The organism is Aeromonas sp. CD, from assembly GCF_033349375.1.
Taxonomy (GTDB): domain Bacteria; phylum Pseudomonadota; class Gammaproteobacteria; order Enterobacterales; family Aeromonadaceae; genus Aeromonas; species Aeromonas hydrophila.
The window spans coordinates 3,515,843-3,530,982 of record NZ_CP137631.1 but is presented as its reverse complement, the minus strand read 5'-3'; the positions used below and the strand labels follow the sequence as shown (position 1 = coordinate 3,530,982).

The 15,140-nt window shown below is 63.3% G+C and carries 14 protein-coding genes; 6 read left to right on the top strand and 8 right to left on the bottom strand.

Annotation, left to right across the window (positions count from 1 at the left end):
• Window positions 1–91 precede the first annotated feature (91 nt).
• Together R2E40_RS16275 and R2E40_RS16270 are read left to right on the top strand one after the other, a co-directional pair.
• Window positions 92–1,393 carry a PAS domain-containing methyl-accepting chemotaxis protein gene (locus R2E40_RS16275; RefSeq protein WP_318163910.1) on the top strand — a complete coding sequence of 434 codons (1,302 nt, stop codon included), beginning with the start codon at window positions 92–94 and terminating at the stop codon, window positions 1,391–1,393.
• Between the two features lie 95 nt (window positions 1,394–1,488).
• Complete coding sequence (locus tag R2E40_RS16270) at window positions 1,489–2,109, top strand: DUF3332 domain-containing protein (RefSeq protein WP_259230441.1); 621 nt, start codon at window positions 1,489–1,491, stop codon at window positions 2,107–2,109.
• 46 nt (window positions 2,110–2,155) lie between these two features.
• Here the strand turns inward: R2E40_RS16270 and R2E40_RS16265 are convergent, their stop codons facing one another.
• The 6 genes from R2E40_RS16265 to R2E40_RS16240 form a co-directional block, all read right to left on the bottom strand.
• The gene (locus R2E40_RS16265; RefSeq protein WP_318163909.1) at window positions 2,156–3,214 is read right to left on the bottom strand and encodes an FUSC family protein; all 1,059 of its coding nucleotides are present in this window, start codon (window positions 3,212–3,214) and stop codon (window positions 2,156–2,158) included.
• A gap of 63 nt (window positions 3,215–3,277) precedes the next feature.
• Window positions 3,278–5,023, bottom strand: a complete 1,746-nt coding sequence (locus tag R2E40_RS16260; protein WP_318163908.1) for a bifunctional molybdopterin-guanine dinucleotide biosynthesis adaptor protein MobB/molybdopterin molybdotransferase MoeA — start codon at window positions 5,021–5,023, stop codon at window positions 3,278–3,280.
• Complete coding sequence (gene mobA, locus R2E40_RS16255; RefSeq protein WP_118880736.1) at window positions 5,020–5,658, bottom strand: molybdenum cofactor guanylyltransferase MobA; 639 nt, start codon at window positions 5,656–5,658, stop codon at window positions 5,020–5,022. The genes R2E40_RS16260 and mobA overlap by 4 nt, the downstream gene beginning before the upstream one ends.
• The gene (locus tag R2E40_RS16250; protein ID WP_318163907.1) at window positions 5,630–6,325 is read right to left on the bottom strand and encodes an energy-coupling factor ABC transporter ATP-binding protein; all 696 of its coding nucleotides are present in this window, start codon (window positions 6,323–6,325) and stop codon (window positions 5,630–5,632) included. Before R2E40_RS16250 ends, mobA begins: the two co-directional genes overlap by 29 nt.
• A gap of 109 nt (window positions 6,326–6,434) precedes the next feature.
• Entirely contained in the window at window positions 6,435–7,136 is a 702-nt protein-coding gene (locus R2E40_RS16245) for an ABC transporter permease (protein ID WP_016351543.1), read from the bottom strand.
• A 67-nt stretch (window positions 7,137–7,203) separates the two neighbouring features.
• Entirely contained in the window at window positions 7,204–8,046 is an 843-nt protein-coding gene (locus R2E40_RS16240) for a substrate-binding domain-containing protein (protein ID WP_171281360.1), read from the bottom strand.
• Window positions 8,047–8,294: 248 nt separating this feature from the next.
• On the opposite strand from R2E40_RS16240, the gene R2E40_RS16235 reads away from it, so the two are divergent.
• Both R2E40_RS16235 and R2E40_RS16230 read left to right on the top strand, forming a co-directional pair.
• Window positions 8,295–9,650 (top strand): sigma-54-dependent transcriptional regulator, encoded by a 1,356-nt coding sequence (locus R2E40_RS16235; RefSeq protein WP_017409121.1) that lies wholly within the window; start codon window positions 8,295–8,297, stop codon window positions 9,648–9,650.
• Between the two features lie 31 nt (window positions 9,651–9,681).
• Window positions 9,682–11,775 carry a cache domain-containing protein gene (locus R2E40_RS16230; RefSeq protein WP_318163906.1) on the top strand — a complete coding sequence of 698 codons (2,094 nt, stop codon included), beginning with the start codon at window positions 9,682–9,684 and terminating at the stop codon, window positions 11,773–11,775.
• A 150-nt stretch (window positions 11,776–11,925) separates the two neighbouring features.
• Here R2E40_RS16230 and R2E40_RS16225 read toward each other — a convergent pair whose 3' ends face one another.
• Complete coding sequence (locus R2E40_RS16225; RefSeq protein WP_318163905.1) at window positions 11,926–12,792, bottom strand: helix-turn-helix transcriptional regulator; 867 nt, start codon at window positions 12,790–12,792, stop codon at window positions 11,926–11,928.
• Between the two features lie 89 nt (window positions 12,793–12,881).
• Window positions 12,882–13,739 carry a formate dehydrogenase accessory sulfurtransferase FdhD gene (locus tag R2E40_RS16220; protein ID WP_318163904.1) on the bottom strand — a complete coding sequence of 286 codons (858 nt, stop codon included), beginning with the start codon at window positions 13,737–13,739 and terminating at the stop codon, window positions 12,882–12,884.
• Window positions 13,740–14,078: 339 nt separating this feature from the next.
• Between R2E40_RS16220 and R2E40_RS16215 the strand changes: the two genes are divergently transcribed.
• Both R2E40_RS16215 and R2E40_RS16210 read left to right on the top strand, forming a co-directional pair.
• Window positions 14,079–14,702 carry a hypothetical protein gene (locus tag R2E40_RS16215; protein ID WP_202000167.1) on the top strand — a complete coding sequence of 208 codons (624 nt, stop codon included), beginning with the start codon at window positions 14,079–14,081 and terminating at the stop codon, window positions 14,700–14,702.
• Window positions 14,703–14,704: 2 nt separating this feature from the next.
• A complete protein-coding gene (locus tag R2E40_RS16210; RefSeq protein ID WP_253626347.1) occupies window positions 14,705–15,046 on the top strand; it encodes a hypothetical protein in 342 nt (113 codons plus the stop codon).
• Window positions 15,047–15,140 lie beyond the last annotated feature (94 nt).

The following is a 15,140-nucleotide window of genomic DNA, read 5'->3' as shown; positions in this document are numbered from 1 at the left end:
GCCCATTGCGATTCAGACGCTGAAACGCTAGAAACCTTGACTAAGATCAATTCAGGCGGGGCGCGTACCCTGATGACGAGGTAAAGACAAGATGTTCAATCTTAAACTCAAAGCCGAACTTCAGGCTTGTCAGGAGCAGTTGGCGCAGGCACAGACCTTCATTGATGCGGTCAAGGGCGGGGTGGCGGTGATTACCTTCACGCCTGAGGGGCAGATCCTGGAGGCCAATCCCCTGTTTCTCGGGGTGGTTGGTTACAGTGAGTCTGAGGTCGTGGGTCAGCCACACCGGATCTTCTGTGACGGTCTGTATGCCCAGTCAAATGCCTATCAGCAATTCTGGGAACAGCTGCGGCAAGGGCGCAGCCACAGTGGTGTCTTTCGGCGGCTGAACAAGCAGGGTCATACGCTGTGGCTGGATGCGACCTACTTTCCGGTCAGACAAGAGGGGCGGGTGGTACGGGTGATCAAGGTCGCTTCCGACATCACCCACAGCCATGAGCAACTGCTGAGCCAGGAAGCGACCTCAAGCGCCCTCGATCGTTCTCAAGCCATCATAGAGTTCACCCCCAGAGGGGAGATTGTCGGTGCCAACCAGAATTTTCTCTCCTGCATGGGCTATTCGCTGTCGCAGATAAAAGGCCAGCATCACAAGATCTTCTGCGATGAGAGCTTCTATCGGGAGCAGCCGCACTTCTGGGAGGATCTGGCCAGGGGCCAGGTAAAGTCCGGACTGTTCCTGCGCCGCACCAGCCATGGCAACGACATCTGGCTGGAGGCGAGCTACAACCCCATCAAGGATGAAGAGGGCAAGGTCATCAAGGTGATCAAGTTTGCCAGCGATGTGACCGAGCGGATCCTGCGGGCACAAGCGGTGAGCGATGCCGCCCGGGTGGCGCACTCCATCTCGCAGGATACGACTCGGGCGGCGGCAACCGGTACCGCCTTGCTCAACTCATCGGTGACGCTCTCCACCGCCATTTCGGAGCAGGTGGGCAGGATGGCAGAGCTCATCGGGCTGCTCAACGAGCAGTCAAAGAGCATCCAGTCCATCGTTTCCACCATCAGCAGCATTGCCGAGCAGACCAATCTGCTGGCCCTCAATGCCGCCATCGAGGCTGCTCGGGCCGGGGATCAGGGACGCGGTTTCGCAGTGGTGGCCGACGAGGTGCGCCAGCTGGCGGCACGCACCACCCTCTCTACCAGCGAGATTGACGGCGTGGTGCAGAAAAACCGCGAACTGACGGCGCAGATCACCAACAACATCAATGAGGTTGCCCTGAGTGCTCAGCGCGGCAAGGAACAGATTGTCGAGGCGAGCAGCGTGATGACCCAGATCGAACAGGGGGCGAGCAACGTGACTGAAACCGTCTCCGGTCTGGCCATCGGTGCCTGAGTCTGTTCCAGGCAGCCGCCCGTGGGTGGCTGCCTGATATTTGTGCGAACGACTCGTCAATCTGAACCCCCGCTGTATCGCTCCCTGCTTGTGAATTGCCCGCCGGCAGCGGCCTGTTTAGGCTTGCCGCCTCATTATTTCTGGAGCAAGCGAAGACGATGGCAACGAGAAGACATGGCAGGGCACTGGCGCTGCTGGCGGGCATGGTGGCAAGCGTGGGGTTGAGCGGCTGCATGGGGCAGATGGGGCTCTCCTCCATGGTGACCAAGGGCAACCTCAGTGTGGTGGACAACCGTTACGGCCGGGCCGGGGTCTTCGTCCTGCTCTCGCCGGTCTACGGTCTGGCGGCCACCGCCGATCTGTTCGTGTTCAACACCATCGAATTCTGGTCTGGCAAGAACCCCATCACCGGCAAGTCGCCGGCGCTGGTGGATCAGAAGCTGGACGCCCTGATCAAGGTCAATCAGCACCTGGATCCGTCTCTCAACAAGGTGCCGCTGGCCATGCTGCCGCAAGGGGTGCGCGAGGTGGAGGTAAGCTACCCGGACGAGCGCACCGCCCAGATGGAGGTGCACTACCTGGACGGACGCAGCAGCCTGATGCGTGGTGAGAAGCGCGGCGAGCTGCTGGACATCTACTTCGACGGCCGGCTGGTGTCGACCCTGACGCCGGCCCAGCTGGACGAGCTGGCCAGCCGCCACCCCGCGATGGCCTGACGTCACCGGCCTGCAACGACAACGCCCCGCTTTGCGGGGCGTTTTGCTATGGGTGGCTCTGGCTGCGGGGCGGGTGCATCACCAGGCCCAGCAGCCGGCGCAGGTGGGTGAGCTGTTCGGTGAGTTGCAGATTGAGCCACAGATAGCCGCTGATGGCGGCCTCGCCACCGGCATCGATCCGCACTCTACCGGCCGCCTCCTGCAGACGGCTGATGGCCAGTTCCGAGCCCTGTAGCTTGCCGCTCTTGAGCATCAGCGCCAGCTCGCTCATCAGCGCCTCGGTCGCCTGTTGGCAGGCGCGCAGCTCCGGGGTGCTCTGCATCAGAAAGTGGCTCTGGCGATCGCGCCAGTAGGTGTTGGCCAACATCTCCAGGGTGCAGAGGGTGTTGCGCATGGTGGTCTGGATCGCTTCGAACAGGGCGCTGCCAAGGCGGGTCTCCTTGACGGCCGGGGTCAGCAGGGGACGCAGACTCACCATCTTGGAGAGCAGTCTGGCGTGGCTGTGGGCGAGCCGTGGCCGCTCCAGCACGTTGGGGGAGAGGTGGGTGTGATAGAGCCGCTGGGCCTGCTGCAGGGTGTCGTGCATCTGCAGCCGCCAGTGGCTGTAGGCGCGCTGGGGATAGATGCTGCAAAACAGCAGCGCCAGCAATGAGCCCAGGATCACGTCGGCACTGCGCCACAGGGCGGTCTCGATGTCGCCGGGCATGGCCCCCATGGTGACGCCGAGGGTGATGCCGATGAGCAGCCCCACGTAGGGGCGTTTGCCGAGCGCCAGATAGCCGCACAAAAACATGATGCAGCCGCACCACAGCAGCATCAGCGGCAGGGAGTAGAGCTCCAGATAGAGCGCCACCACCCCGCAGCTGGCGCCGAAGATGGTGCCGACCACCCGCTGCAGGGCGCGCGACAGCACATTGCCCCAGAACGAGATGGGGCCCATCACCACCACCAGGGTGATGAGGGGCCAGGTGCTTTCCGGCAGCTTGAGCTCGCGGGTCAGCAGAAAGGTGAGCATGAAGGCGAGCGCGATGCGCAGGCCGTGGACGATGCGGTAGTGGCCGTAGATCAGCAGATCGAGCCGGGAGAGGGGGGCATTCAGGCGCAAGGGACAAGCCTCGGATTCATGGGGGCAGCCACCCCGCCACGCCCGGCGGGGTGGAGACCGGTATCAGGCCACTCGTCCCTGGAGTGGGTGGATCCAGACCCGCTCGCCGACCGCGATGGCGGGCTGGGCGGGGACGATTTCAATCAGGCAGTTGGCATCGCTCATGGAGCTGAGAATGCCGGAGCCCTGCGGCCCTGTAGTGCGCACCCGCAGCACGCCGCTGGCGTCCTGATGGAAGATGCCGCGCAGAAACTCGGTGCGGCCAGGGCGGCTCTGCATCTGCTGCTCGGCCAGCGCCGACAGGCGCAGCGGCTGCCAGACCCGGCCCTGCAGGCGGGCGATGGCGGGTTCGACGAATTGCAGGAAGCAGATCATGGCGGCCACCGGGTTGCCGGGCAGGCCGAAGAAGGGGGTCTGCCCCAGCTTGCCGAAGGCGAGCGGACGGCCCGGCCGCATCTGGATGCGCCAGAAGGCGATCTGGCCAAGCTCGGCCAGCACCTGCTTGATGAAGTCGGCATTGCCCACCGACACCCCGCCCGAGCTCAGCACCAGGTCGGCATCGGCCGCGGCCTGTGCCAACTGCTGGCGCAGGATGGCTGGGTCATCGGGGATGATGCCAAGGTCCATCACCTCGCAGCCAGCCCCGGCGATGAGCGCCATCAGGGTGAAGCGGTTGCTGTCGAAGATATGGCCCGGAGCGAGCGTCTCGCCCGGTGCCTGCACCTCGTCGCCGGTACTGAACAGCGCCACCTTGAGCGGTGCGCGCACCGTCAGAGTTGCCTGCCCCAGAGAAGCCGCCAGCCCGAGCTGAGGGGCGCCGAGGCGGGTGCCGGCTGGGATGGCGACCGCGCCCAGCGCCAGATCTTCGCCTGCCTGGCGCACGTTCTGCCCCGCCTTGACGGGGGCGCTGACGCTGACCCACTCACCCTCAAGCTGGGTCTCTTCGCGCATCACCACGGTGTCGACGCCGGGGGGGAGCGGGGCGCCGGTCATGATCTGCACCGCCTCGCCCGCCAGTACCGGCTCGCTGCGCGGCTGGCCCGCCAGCACTTCTCCCACCAGTTGCCAGCGGCCGGCGGCGAGATCGTCGCTGCGCAGGCCAATGCCGTCCATCGCCGAGTTGGCGTGGGGCGGCACATTGATGGGGCTGACGAGATCCTCCGCCAGCACGGCGCCGTGGCAGCGGGCGAGCGGCAGGTCGATGCTGCGGGTGGCAGGCTCGAGTGCGTCAAGAATGGCCTGGCGCGCCCCCTCGACCGACAGAAAGCCGTTGCCAGCCTCCTGCTCCCGCGTCTGACTCTCTTTGAGCCAGTGGCAGACGAAGTCGGCGATGGCCTCCAGATCATTGATGTCGAGCCGGGGCAGGGCGGTCTCTGCGGGCTGGTCGCTGGCCACGGCGATGATGTCGCGATCGTCTGGGAACAGCAGCGGCTTGCCGATAGCGGCGCGGTGCAGCTCGATTTTCGGGAAGTGCTCGTGCTTGAACCCTTCCACCAGCAGCAGGTCGAGGCTGCGCTGATCGAAGCTGGCCAGCAGCTCGCGAAAATCGGCCTCACCCAGATCGGTCTCAACGATGCGGGCGTGACGGCGGCGGGAGGCCACCATCATCTGGCTGGCGCCGGCCTGGCGCAGGCGGTGGCTGTCTTTGCCCGGCTGGTCGATATCAAAGTCGTGGTGGGCGTGCTTGAGCACCCCGAGGCGCAGGCCGCGGCTCACCAGCAGGGGGATGAGCTGCTCGAGCAAGGTGGTCTTGCCGGTGCCGCTCCAGGCGGCAAAGCCGAGCAGGGGCAGGGTGGGGGCCGGGGTCATGAAGTGGCTCCTTGTCCGGTCGTGGCGTCTGGCAGGCGCGCCTCGTAGGCGGCCAGCTCGTCCGGGCTGTTGAGATTGATGAAGGCATCCGGCTGGTCGGCAAAGCTCACCACCGCCATCTGGTGGCGGGCAAACCAGATATCGATTTTGCGCTCTCCCTCGGCCAGCGCGGCGGATAGGGAGGGGAGCAGGGATTTGTGCAGCAGGGCCACCACGGGTTGCAGCCAGTCACCGTCATGGGCCACCACCAGCTCGGTCGCCGGGGTCAGGGCGGCGCGAAAGCGCGCCATCAGATCGCGGGGCAGGGCGGGGCCGTCGCAGGGCACGAACAGCACCCAGTCGTGGCGGGCGGCGGCAAGGCCTGCCTGCATGCCGGCCAGTGGGCCGAGATAGTCGGGGTTGTCGTCGCCGATGACCGGGGCCAGCGCCTGGTAGCGGGCCTGGCTGCGGTTGGCGTTGATCAGGATCTCGTCCACCTGGGGCCTCAGTCGGTCAAGCACGTGGTCGATGAGCGGGCGGCCCGCCAACTCGACCCAGCCCTTGTCGGCGCCCCCCATGCGGGTGGCACGGCCGCCGGCCAGCACCACGGCGGAGACGGGAAAGCGGTCAGTACGAGGTTCGCTGTTTGAAGTCATGTCGCTCGATGATTTTCAAAGGAGTGGGTTCGTGCAGCCGGCCCCGGGCGAGGGTCCATTGCCGCTCGCACAGGTCGGTCAGATCGTTGCTCTGGTGGCTGATGATGACCAGGCCGCTGCCCTGTTCCCGCAGATCTTGCGCCATGGCGGCCATCAGGGCAACCGAATGTGCATCCAGATTGGCGGTGGGCTCGTCCATCAGCAAAAAGGCGGGCTGCAGCGCCCAGGCGCGGGCCATGGCCAGCCGCTGGCGCTCGCCGCCAGACAAAATGCTGATGTGCTCGCGCGCCAGGCTCTCCAGTTCGACCCGGCGCAGCGCCTCGAACACCCGCACCTCGTCGGCGGCGCGATGGCCGAGGGCCCAGGCCACGTTGTCGTGCACGCTGCGATCAAACAGGTAGGGGGTCTGATGCAGGTAGGTGACCCGGCCAGGCCCCGGATCGCGCTTGAGCCACTGACCAAGCTTGCCGTGCCAGCCAGAGGGGAGGTTGGTGTGGCCCCGGGTCGGGGTGAGCAGGCCGGCCAGGATCTTGAGCAGGGTGGTCTTGCCCACCCCGTTCGCGCCGCGCAGCCAGATGGCGTCGCCGGCCGCGATGGAGAGCTGCTCAATCTGGAACAGGTCGCGCTCGCCAAAGCGCATCATCAGCTGGTGGGCGGTCAGGGCCATGGCGTACTCCGGTGGATGGACGGTGGGGGCATGGTCGGTTCTTCACATAACCGTGACAGAGAGGGGGTCAGCAGCATTTGGTTATGGATAATAGTGCGCTGCGCCATGGTCAGTTCTTCAGATAGCTGTGACCACGGCACGCGGTCAGCAACAGGTTGAGCAGCAGGGCCAGGGCCAGCAGCACTATGCCGAGTGCCACCCCCTGGGTGAAGGCCCCTTTCTGGGTCTCCAGCGCGATGGCGGTGGGGATGTTGCGGGTGAAGTGCAAAATGTTGCCCCCCACCATCATGGAGCAGCCCACCTCGGTGACGATGCGGCTGAAGGCGCCGATCACCGCCGCCAGCAGGCCGAAACGGCACTCGCGCATCAGCCCGAGCAGCGCCCTGGGCCAGGAGAGCCCCAGGGTGCGGGCGGTCTCCCAGGCGCGCCGATCGCTTTGCACGAACGCGGCGTGGGCCATGGTGGCGATCACCGGAAAGGCGATCAGCATCTGCCCCACCACCATGGCCTGCTGGGTGAACAGCATCTTCCAGTCGCCGAAGGGGCCGGCTCGCGACAGCAGCATGTAGAGCAAGAGGCCAATCACCACGGTCGGCACCGACTGCAGGGTATTGATGCAGGAGAGCCAGAGCCAGCGGGCCGGGATCGGCAGGTAGGCCAGCGCGAAGCCGAGCAGCAGGGCCGGCAGCAGCACCAGCCCGAGCGCGAGGCCCGACACCGAGAAGGAAACCCCCACCACCTGCCACAGTTCGGCGTCACCACTGAACAGCAGCGCCAGCGCCGCCAGTGTGGTCTCGATCAGGGTCGGCACCGGGCGCCTCCGTCACTCAAGGTGGCGAGGGGCACCAGGGGCAGGTCGAGCAGGGTCGGCCTTGGCATCACTGTGGCTTGGCGTCGGCCACGAACAGCGGCTGGCCGGCCACCTTGAAGTCACCGATAAGCTGCTGGCCATGCTGGGAGACCAGCCAGTTCTTCAGGGTGCGGGCCCCTTCGGTGTTGAGATCCGGGTAGCGCTTGGGGTTGACCAGGATCACCTGATAGGGGTTGAACAACCGCTTGTCCCCCTCCAGCAGCACGGCGAGATCCAGCTTGCTCTGGTAGGCGAGCCAGGTGCCGCGGTCGGTCAGGGTGTAGGCACCGAGCTCCGAAGCCATGGTCAGGGTCGGCCCCATACCCTGGCCGATGGACTTGTAGCCGGCGAACTCAGGCTTGACGTCGGCCGCCTGCCACAGGGTCTTCTCCTTGATGTGGGTGCCGGACTCGTCCCCGCGGGAGATAAAGGTCTGCCCCTTGTCTTTGATGGCCTCCAGCGCCTTGGCGGCGTCGTGCAGCTTGCCAAGACCGGCCGGATCTTTCGCCGGGCCGACGATGACGAAGTCGTTGTACATCAGATGCTCCGGCTCGATGCCAAAGCCCGCTTCGACGAAGGCCTTCTCGGCAGAGGGGGCGTGGGTCATCACCAGATCCGCGTCGCCGTTCTCGCCCATCTTCAGGCTCTGGCCGGTACCGGCCGCCATCACCTGCACAGGGTAGCCGGTCTCCTTGGTGAACTGGGGCAGCAGCCAGCCCAGCAGGCCGGACTGTTCGGTGCTGGTGGTGGTGGCGAGGCGGATGGGCGCCTTGGTCTCGGCATGGCTGGCAGCGCTCCAGAGCGGCAGGCTGAGCAGCAGGGCGGAGGAGAGGGCAAGGGCGAGGCGTTTGCGCACTGTGGCTGTGATCATGATGTCAGGGTACCCGGTGATGGAGAGAGGGCAGGACTAAGCAAGCAGGGTGCCAAGCTGACCGCGTGCCTTGTTTGGCCCGGTTTTTAATGTGAAAACAGTCGGTTAAGCGCACTAATTGCGTGATGGCACCGTCGCTTTTAATAAACGGAGTTGGCACTTGAGGCCGGTTAGCGACAAAATGTCCCACAGTTTATAAGGTCGGTGGGACAATCCCGGAACCTTGTCGAATCTGAGGTACTTTTTTGATGACTGCACCCGCCAGCCGCTGGTCCGCCCTCTCCTTGCTCATCGTCGACGACGAACCCGGCATGCGCAGCTTCCTCGCCAAGGCGCTGGCCCGCCGCTTCGCCCAGATAGAGACGGCCGCCAGCGTGGAGGAGGCCGAAGCCCTGCGCTGCCGCCTGCATTTTGATCTCATTATCGCCGACATCCGCCTGCCGGGACGCTCCGGCATCGAGTGGCACGAGGCCATCGATCCCGCCACCCGGCGCAGCGACATCATCTTCATGACCGGTTTCGGCGACATGGAGACCGCCCTCAAGGCGCTGCGGCTCGGCGCCAGCGACTTCATTCTCAAACCCTTCAACCTGGATCAGATGGTGCAGGCGGTGGACCGGGTTATCGAGCGCCGCCAGATGGAGCGGGAGAACCTGCTGCTGCGCCGGGAGGTGAGCAAGCTGTTCCCGCCCACCCTGATCGGCGACAGCGCCAAGACCCGCGAGCTCAAGACGTTGATCGCCCGGGTCGCCCCCTCCAACGCCGCCGTGCTGGTGGAGGGGGAGTCCGGTACCGGCAAGGAGCTGGTGGCCCGCGCCCTGCACCAGCTCTCCGGCCGGATGGGAGCCTTCGTGCCGCTCAACTGCGCCTCCATCGCCCCCGAGCTTTTGGAGAGCGAGCTGTTCGGCCACGTGCAGGGGGCCTTTACCGGCGCCCGCAAGGGGCGCGACGGCCTGTTCCGGGTCGCCCACCAGGGCACGCTGTTTCTGGACGAGATCGGCGAGATGCCGCTCGCCATGCAGGCTTCCCTGCTGCGGGCGCTGGAGCAGAAGGCCATCCGCCCAGTGGGGGCCGAGCGGGAGCTTTCGGTGGACGTGCGCATCGTCGCCGCCACCAACCGCAACCTGAAGGCGGAGGTGGAGGCGGGCCGGTTTCGTGAAGACCTCTTCTACCGCCTCAACGTGGTGGCGCTGCCGGTGGCGCCCCTGCGCGAGCGCATCGACGACATCCCCGCCCTGGTGCACCACTTCACCCGCCAGCTCACCGCCGAGATGGGCATGGGGGCCCTGCACTGGACCCACGAGGACGTGGTGGCCATGCAGGCCTACCCCTGGCCTGGCAACGTGCGCGAGCTGCGCAACCTCATTGAGCGCTGCCTGCTGCTGGGCAAGCCGCCCGCCGAGTACTGGCAGAGCGCCAAGCCGGCCGAGTCGGCGCGGAGCGAGGAGGGCTATCCGCTGGAGTGGGCGCTGGCCGAGGTGGAGAAGGCCCACATCCTGCAGGTGGTGGCGAGCCATGATGGCAACAAGTCAGCTGCCTCCCGGGTACTCGGGGTGGCGCGCAAGACCCTGGAGCGCAAGTTCAAGGAGTGGGCCATCGAATGAGCCGGCTCGCCCCTTGCCGCCGGAGTGAGTCATGAGGCTGGCGCAGATCCCGGGGTTGCTCAGAACCAAGGTGCGCTGGCGTCTGCTGCTGCTCACCTCGGTGCCCATCATGCTGACTTTGGCCGGCATGATCGGGCTCACTCTCTACTGGACCCTCACCTACAGCTGGCAGAACCTGCTCACCACGGTGCGCAGCGACCTTGGCGTTGCCCACCACGCGGTGAGCGTGCAGCAGCAGCGTCAGGCCGAACACCTCGAGCACCTGCGCGATGCCTGGGCCTTCCAGTTGCAGCTGCGTGAATCCCCCGCTCGCTTGCGCCAATGGGTGATGCCGCTGGCCGCCAACTACGGCCTCGATTTTTTGCGCCTGCGCAGCGGCAGCGAGCTGGATCTGCTGCCAGCGCAGGATCGCGCGGCCCTCGCCGCCGGGCGCAGCATCAGCCACTTCGTGGTCTGGTCGCGGGAGCAACTGCTGGCGCTCTCGCCGGCACTGGCCAGCCGCGCTGTGCTGGAGCGGGAGTATGATCCGGTGGCCGGGCAGGAGACCCGCGGCCTGGTCAGCCTCTCGCTGACCCCGGTGATGGGGCGGGACGGCAGCCTCTGGGGCGTGCTGGAGGGGGGCGAGCTCATCAACGGCAGCACCCGGCTGGTGGATGAGCTCAAGGGCCAGGTGTTCGCCAAGAACACCCTGCCGGCCGGCAGCATCGGCACCGTCACCCTGTTTCTCGGCGATCTGCGAGTGAGCACCAACGTGCCCGCCAGCAGCAGTCGCCAGCTGGGGCGGGCGGTGGGCACCCGGGTGTCGGCGCCGGTGCGCGAGCAGGTGCTGGGACGCGGTGAGCCCTGGATTGATCGCGCCTTCGTGCACGACGCCTGGTATGTGTCGGGTTACGAGCCGCTGCTGGGGGCCAATGGTGAGCGCATCGGCATGCTCTACGTCGGTTTTCTCGAGTGGCCCATCATCCGCACTTACCTCACCAACCTGCTGGAGCTGGGCTCCGGCGTGGTGGTGTTGCTGCTGCTCTCCGGTCTGCTGGTCTATCGCGGCGCGCGCGACTTGTTCACCCCCATCGAGCGGATGCACAAGGTGGTGCGCCAGGTGCAGGCGGGTCAGCCGGCCCGCATCGGCGTGCTGGCCCTCGACCCCGCTCACGAGCTGGCCCAGCTCGGTCGCCAGTTCGACGCCATGCTGGATCAGCAGGCGGCGCACCAGCAGCAGCTGGCCCGCAGCGCCGACGAGCTGGAGCAGAAGGTGGCCGAGCGCACCCAGAGTCTTGAGCAGAAGACCGCCGAGCTCGAGCACCACATCCACATGCTGACCCAGGCCCGCCAGCAGCTGCTGATCAGCGAGAAGCTGGCGGCCCTCGGCGAGCTCTGCGCCGGGGTGGCCCACGAGATCAACAACCCGCTGGCGGTGATCCTCGGCAACGTGGAGCTGATGAAGCTGGAGCTGGGGGAGGCGGCCGCGCCGGTGAGCGAGGAGCTGGCGCTGGTGCTGGCCCAGATCGAGCGCATTCGCGCCATCACCCGCAGCCTGCTGCAATATTCCCGTCCCGGCGACTACGAGACGGCGCCGGTGTGGCAGCACCTCACCCCCATCATCGAGGAGAGCCTGACCCTGGTGCGCTCCGCCCTGCGCCAGCAGCAGGTGAACCTGGTGGCCGATCTCAGGGCCCAGCAGCCCATCGAGGCGGATCGCCAGCAGCTGCTGCAGGTGCTGATAAACCTTTTGGTCAACGCCAGCCATGCGCTGGGGGAGCAGGGGGAGATCCGGGTCGAGAGCCGCGACTGGCTGGATGACGCCGGCCAGTTGCAAGGGGCCGAGGTGCGGGTCATCGACAACGGCAGCGGCATCGAGGCGGCCATCATCGACAAGATCTTCGACCCCTTCTTCACCACCCGCGCCACCGGCACTGGGCTGGGGCTGGCCCTGAGCCACCGCATCATCAGCCGCTGGGGCGGGGAGCTGTTGGTGGATTCCACCCCGGGGCTGGGCAGTTGCTTTACCATCCGCCTGCGCAGCCACGCCCGGCTGGCCAGTGGCGGCGAGCGCGCCCGACTGGAGGGGTGGCGTATCGCCCTCAATGCCGAGGGGCGTGATGCCGGTGGCGACCACCCGTCTTAACCACGCCAGCCACAAAAAAGCCCGCCGAACTTGAAGGGTGCGCATTGCCCTCAATGGGGAGGGGGTGGCTGCCGAGCTTCAGAGTGAGGCACAAAAAAGCCCGTCAATATTGGTCTTGGCGGGCTTTTTTACGGGTGAGTGAGGGGATACTTACTGCGGGCTCCACACCAGCTTGCCGCTCTGGGTCAGGTCATAGCCGCCGAGGCGGGCCGCCAGCTCGCGCCCCTCGGGGGATTGCAGCCAGCCGATCAGCTGCTGCAGCAGGGTGCGAAAGAAGACCCCCTGTGGCATCACCAGATCGAAGCACTCCTGGGAGAGCAGCATGAAGTCGAGGCCAAACTCGGTGGCGGTGCTCTGGGCGCCGGGTCCGACGTCGGCATCGCCGCGGCTGATGGCGGCGGCCAGCTCCCGCTCGCTGTTGACCTCGAGGGTGCGCTCCAGCCGGGTCAGCGACTCCCCTTGCGTTTGCAGCCACTCCTGCAGGGCGCGCTGGCTGCCGGCCCCCTCCTGGCGCATGGCCCAGCGCCAGTCGAGCGCCTGTCTCGCCTCTTTCGGTTGCAAGCCCCGGCGCAGCACCAGCCCCTGCACCCGCCGAAATCCATGAACGATCACCCATTGCCGGTGGCCCTGATACTGCTGTACTAGCGCCGGGTGGCGCAGGTGGGCCTCTTCGGCCTGACCCCAGTGGATGGCGCACAGATCCACGTGGCCGCGCGCCAGCATCGCCAACCCCTGCCTTGTGCCGCACGGGGTATAGCCCACCAGTGCCTGGGTGCCGAGCTGCTGGGCTAGCCGGCTGCTGGCGTAGTGGAGCAGCACGTCGTCCGAGCCCGCCAGCAGCAGCCGGTCGTTCATCACCCCCTCGTGACAGCTGCCGAGCAGCCAGCGATCGAGCAGGGAGCGCGGAAACAGCCACTTGCCGGTCGCCTTGGTGGCGGGGATACGCGCCTCGTTGGCGAGCTGGTAGACCTTCTTCTCGTTGAGATCGAGGTATTCCGCCACCTGCTTCACGTTCATAAACTCGTTCATGGCTTGCGTTTGGCCCTCTGGCTGGTCTGATCGAGACACTGAGCGATCTGCTGGGTACTCATCAATTCGTTCATGGCTTAATCCCGCATCCCGCGACCGGCCGAACCGGGCGCCAGCACCGGTGGCTTCTCGTCCAGCACGAGATGGTCGTGGCCGCTGAAGACCTCGAAGTGGCGCCCCTTGGCGCGGGCAATCATGGTGATGCCGAGCTGGCGGGCCAGATCCAGCCCCATCTGGGTGACGCCGGAGCGCGACAGCAGCACCGGAATGCCCATCTGCGCCACCTTGATCACCATCTCCGAGGTGAGCCGCCCGGTGGTGTAGAAGATCTTGTCGTGGCCAGCCTCGCCGCGCATCCAGAGCTCGCCCGCCAGGGTATCCACCGCATTGTGACGCCCCACATCCTCGACAAAGGAGAGGATTTCGCTGCCGCGGCAGATGGCGCAGCCATGCACGGCACCGGCCATCTTGTAGGTTTCGTTATGGGCCGACAGCGCCTTGAGCAGGGCGTAGAGGGTGCTCTGTTTAAGCTCTGGCGCCGCTAGCACGACCCCTTCGAGCTTTTTCATCACGCTGCCATACATGGTGCCCTGACCGCAGCCGGAGGTGACCGTCTTCTTCTCTAGTGACTTGTCGAGATCGGCGGCCTGCTGGCTGCTCACCACGGCGGCGGCCTCGCTCTCCCAGTCGACGATCACCGACTCGATGGCCGAAATATCCTCGATAAAGCCCTGATTTTTCAGATAACCCAGTACCAGCGCCTCGGGGCGGGCCCCCAGCGTCATCAGGGTTACGATCTCCTTCCAGTTGAGGTAGACCGTCAGTGGCCGCTCACAGGCGATTTGGCGGGTTTGCAACTGCCCCTGCTCATCCATCACCTCGACGGCCATGGTGAGCTGGGCGGCGGCATTGCTTTTGATAAAGGTCGGTGTCATGGGCCCCTCGCGACCGGTTGCCGGGATCTAAGGGGAGAGGTACAGCAAGTTTTGTTCCAGACCGGTTAAGTAGATGGTGGCGCGATCTCATTTGAAGAGAACATCTGGTGAAAGAAAAATTGCAAGTATGAACAGTGGATATTTAAAAGTAGGATCTGACGGTGTGCATTCAGAGATTGATTGTCGGTCAGTTTGCAACACAAATTCTCGTATGAGTAATTAAATTCGATGATTGCAAACCAATGTTAATGTCAAGAAAATAAATGCCAGCCATATCACAAAAACAACATTAGTTAGTATGTATAGTGGTTCAATTGAGTTTCTTGTGGAGGTTGATTGATGACTATGGCTGATTTCAGATTAAAAGCTGCAGATGCGTTAAATTCATTCAATGTTGATTTGTCAATAAAGGAACTGCAGGCTGCGCAATTTGAAAAAATGAATAAAGCATTTAATTTACCTAATCTTTCCATATCTGAAGTTCTTGACTGTAAGGGCGAGGATATTTTTGGTCTAATTGAGTCAAAATATAAGTTACTCGGTTATGACTTAGAACCGACACCGGCAGAGGCGGAACAATATTTTTTGCAATGTATGGAAAGATTTAGGGTTGTAGGGGATAGAAACATTTATGGAAATAAATGTACTGTATTTACACCTCCATCGGGATATTCATTTAATGAAGAGGTTTCAAATACCTATTACTATATGTATGATAAAACCCTTGATGGTTCTAAAGCATTGGCTTTATGGATGACTTTTATTGAGAAATCGGCAGGTTATGCGATAAAAGGTGGGCCGTTAAGTATGTTTAGGTGGATAAAAGAGGTAGCGGTTCCGGTTGCATATAAAGAATGGGAAATGGAACAGGCTGATGAAAAAGATGTTTTGAATCCAACGTTGACATACTTATCGAATCAGAACTATCAAAGCCCATTTTTTGTTGCTTATATCTTTGGATAGTTATGAATAAAATATCAATCATCTGTTTTTTGATTTTGATAGCTGTAACTTTATATATTTATAATCGTCATGCTGCTGAGCTAAAACAAGGGCGCTGGGAATCTGGGTTTGCTTTGTTTTATTTAACGGAACAGGAGGGATGGCTATCTGGAGGGGAGCAATTGGATGCAATAAATAAAAATCAGCTCACTTCTAAAGCTACATTTTCTGGAAGTGAATCGTTATATTTCAGCGCAATTGGCATTGTCGAGTTCAAACCCAAAGGACTCTGTAAAAAAGTTGAGTACAAATGGCCAAAAGGGAAGACTATCAATGTGACGTTAATTAATGTCCATGATTGTTAATTTCATATGAGATGATAAATCGTAGGTTATCTCGTATGTTGGGGCTGAACGAAGTGAAGCCCAACGTTTACCGCGGAATATTTCAACAGCAATA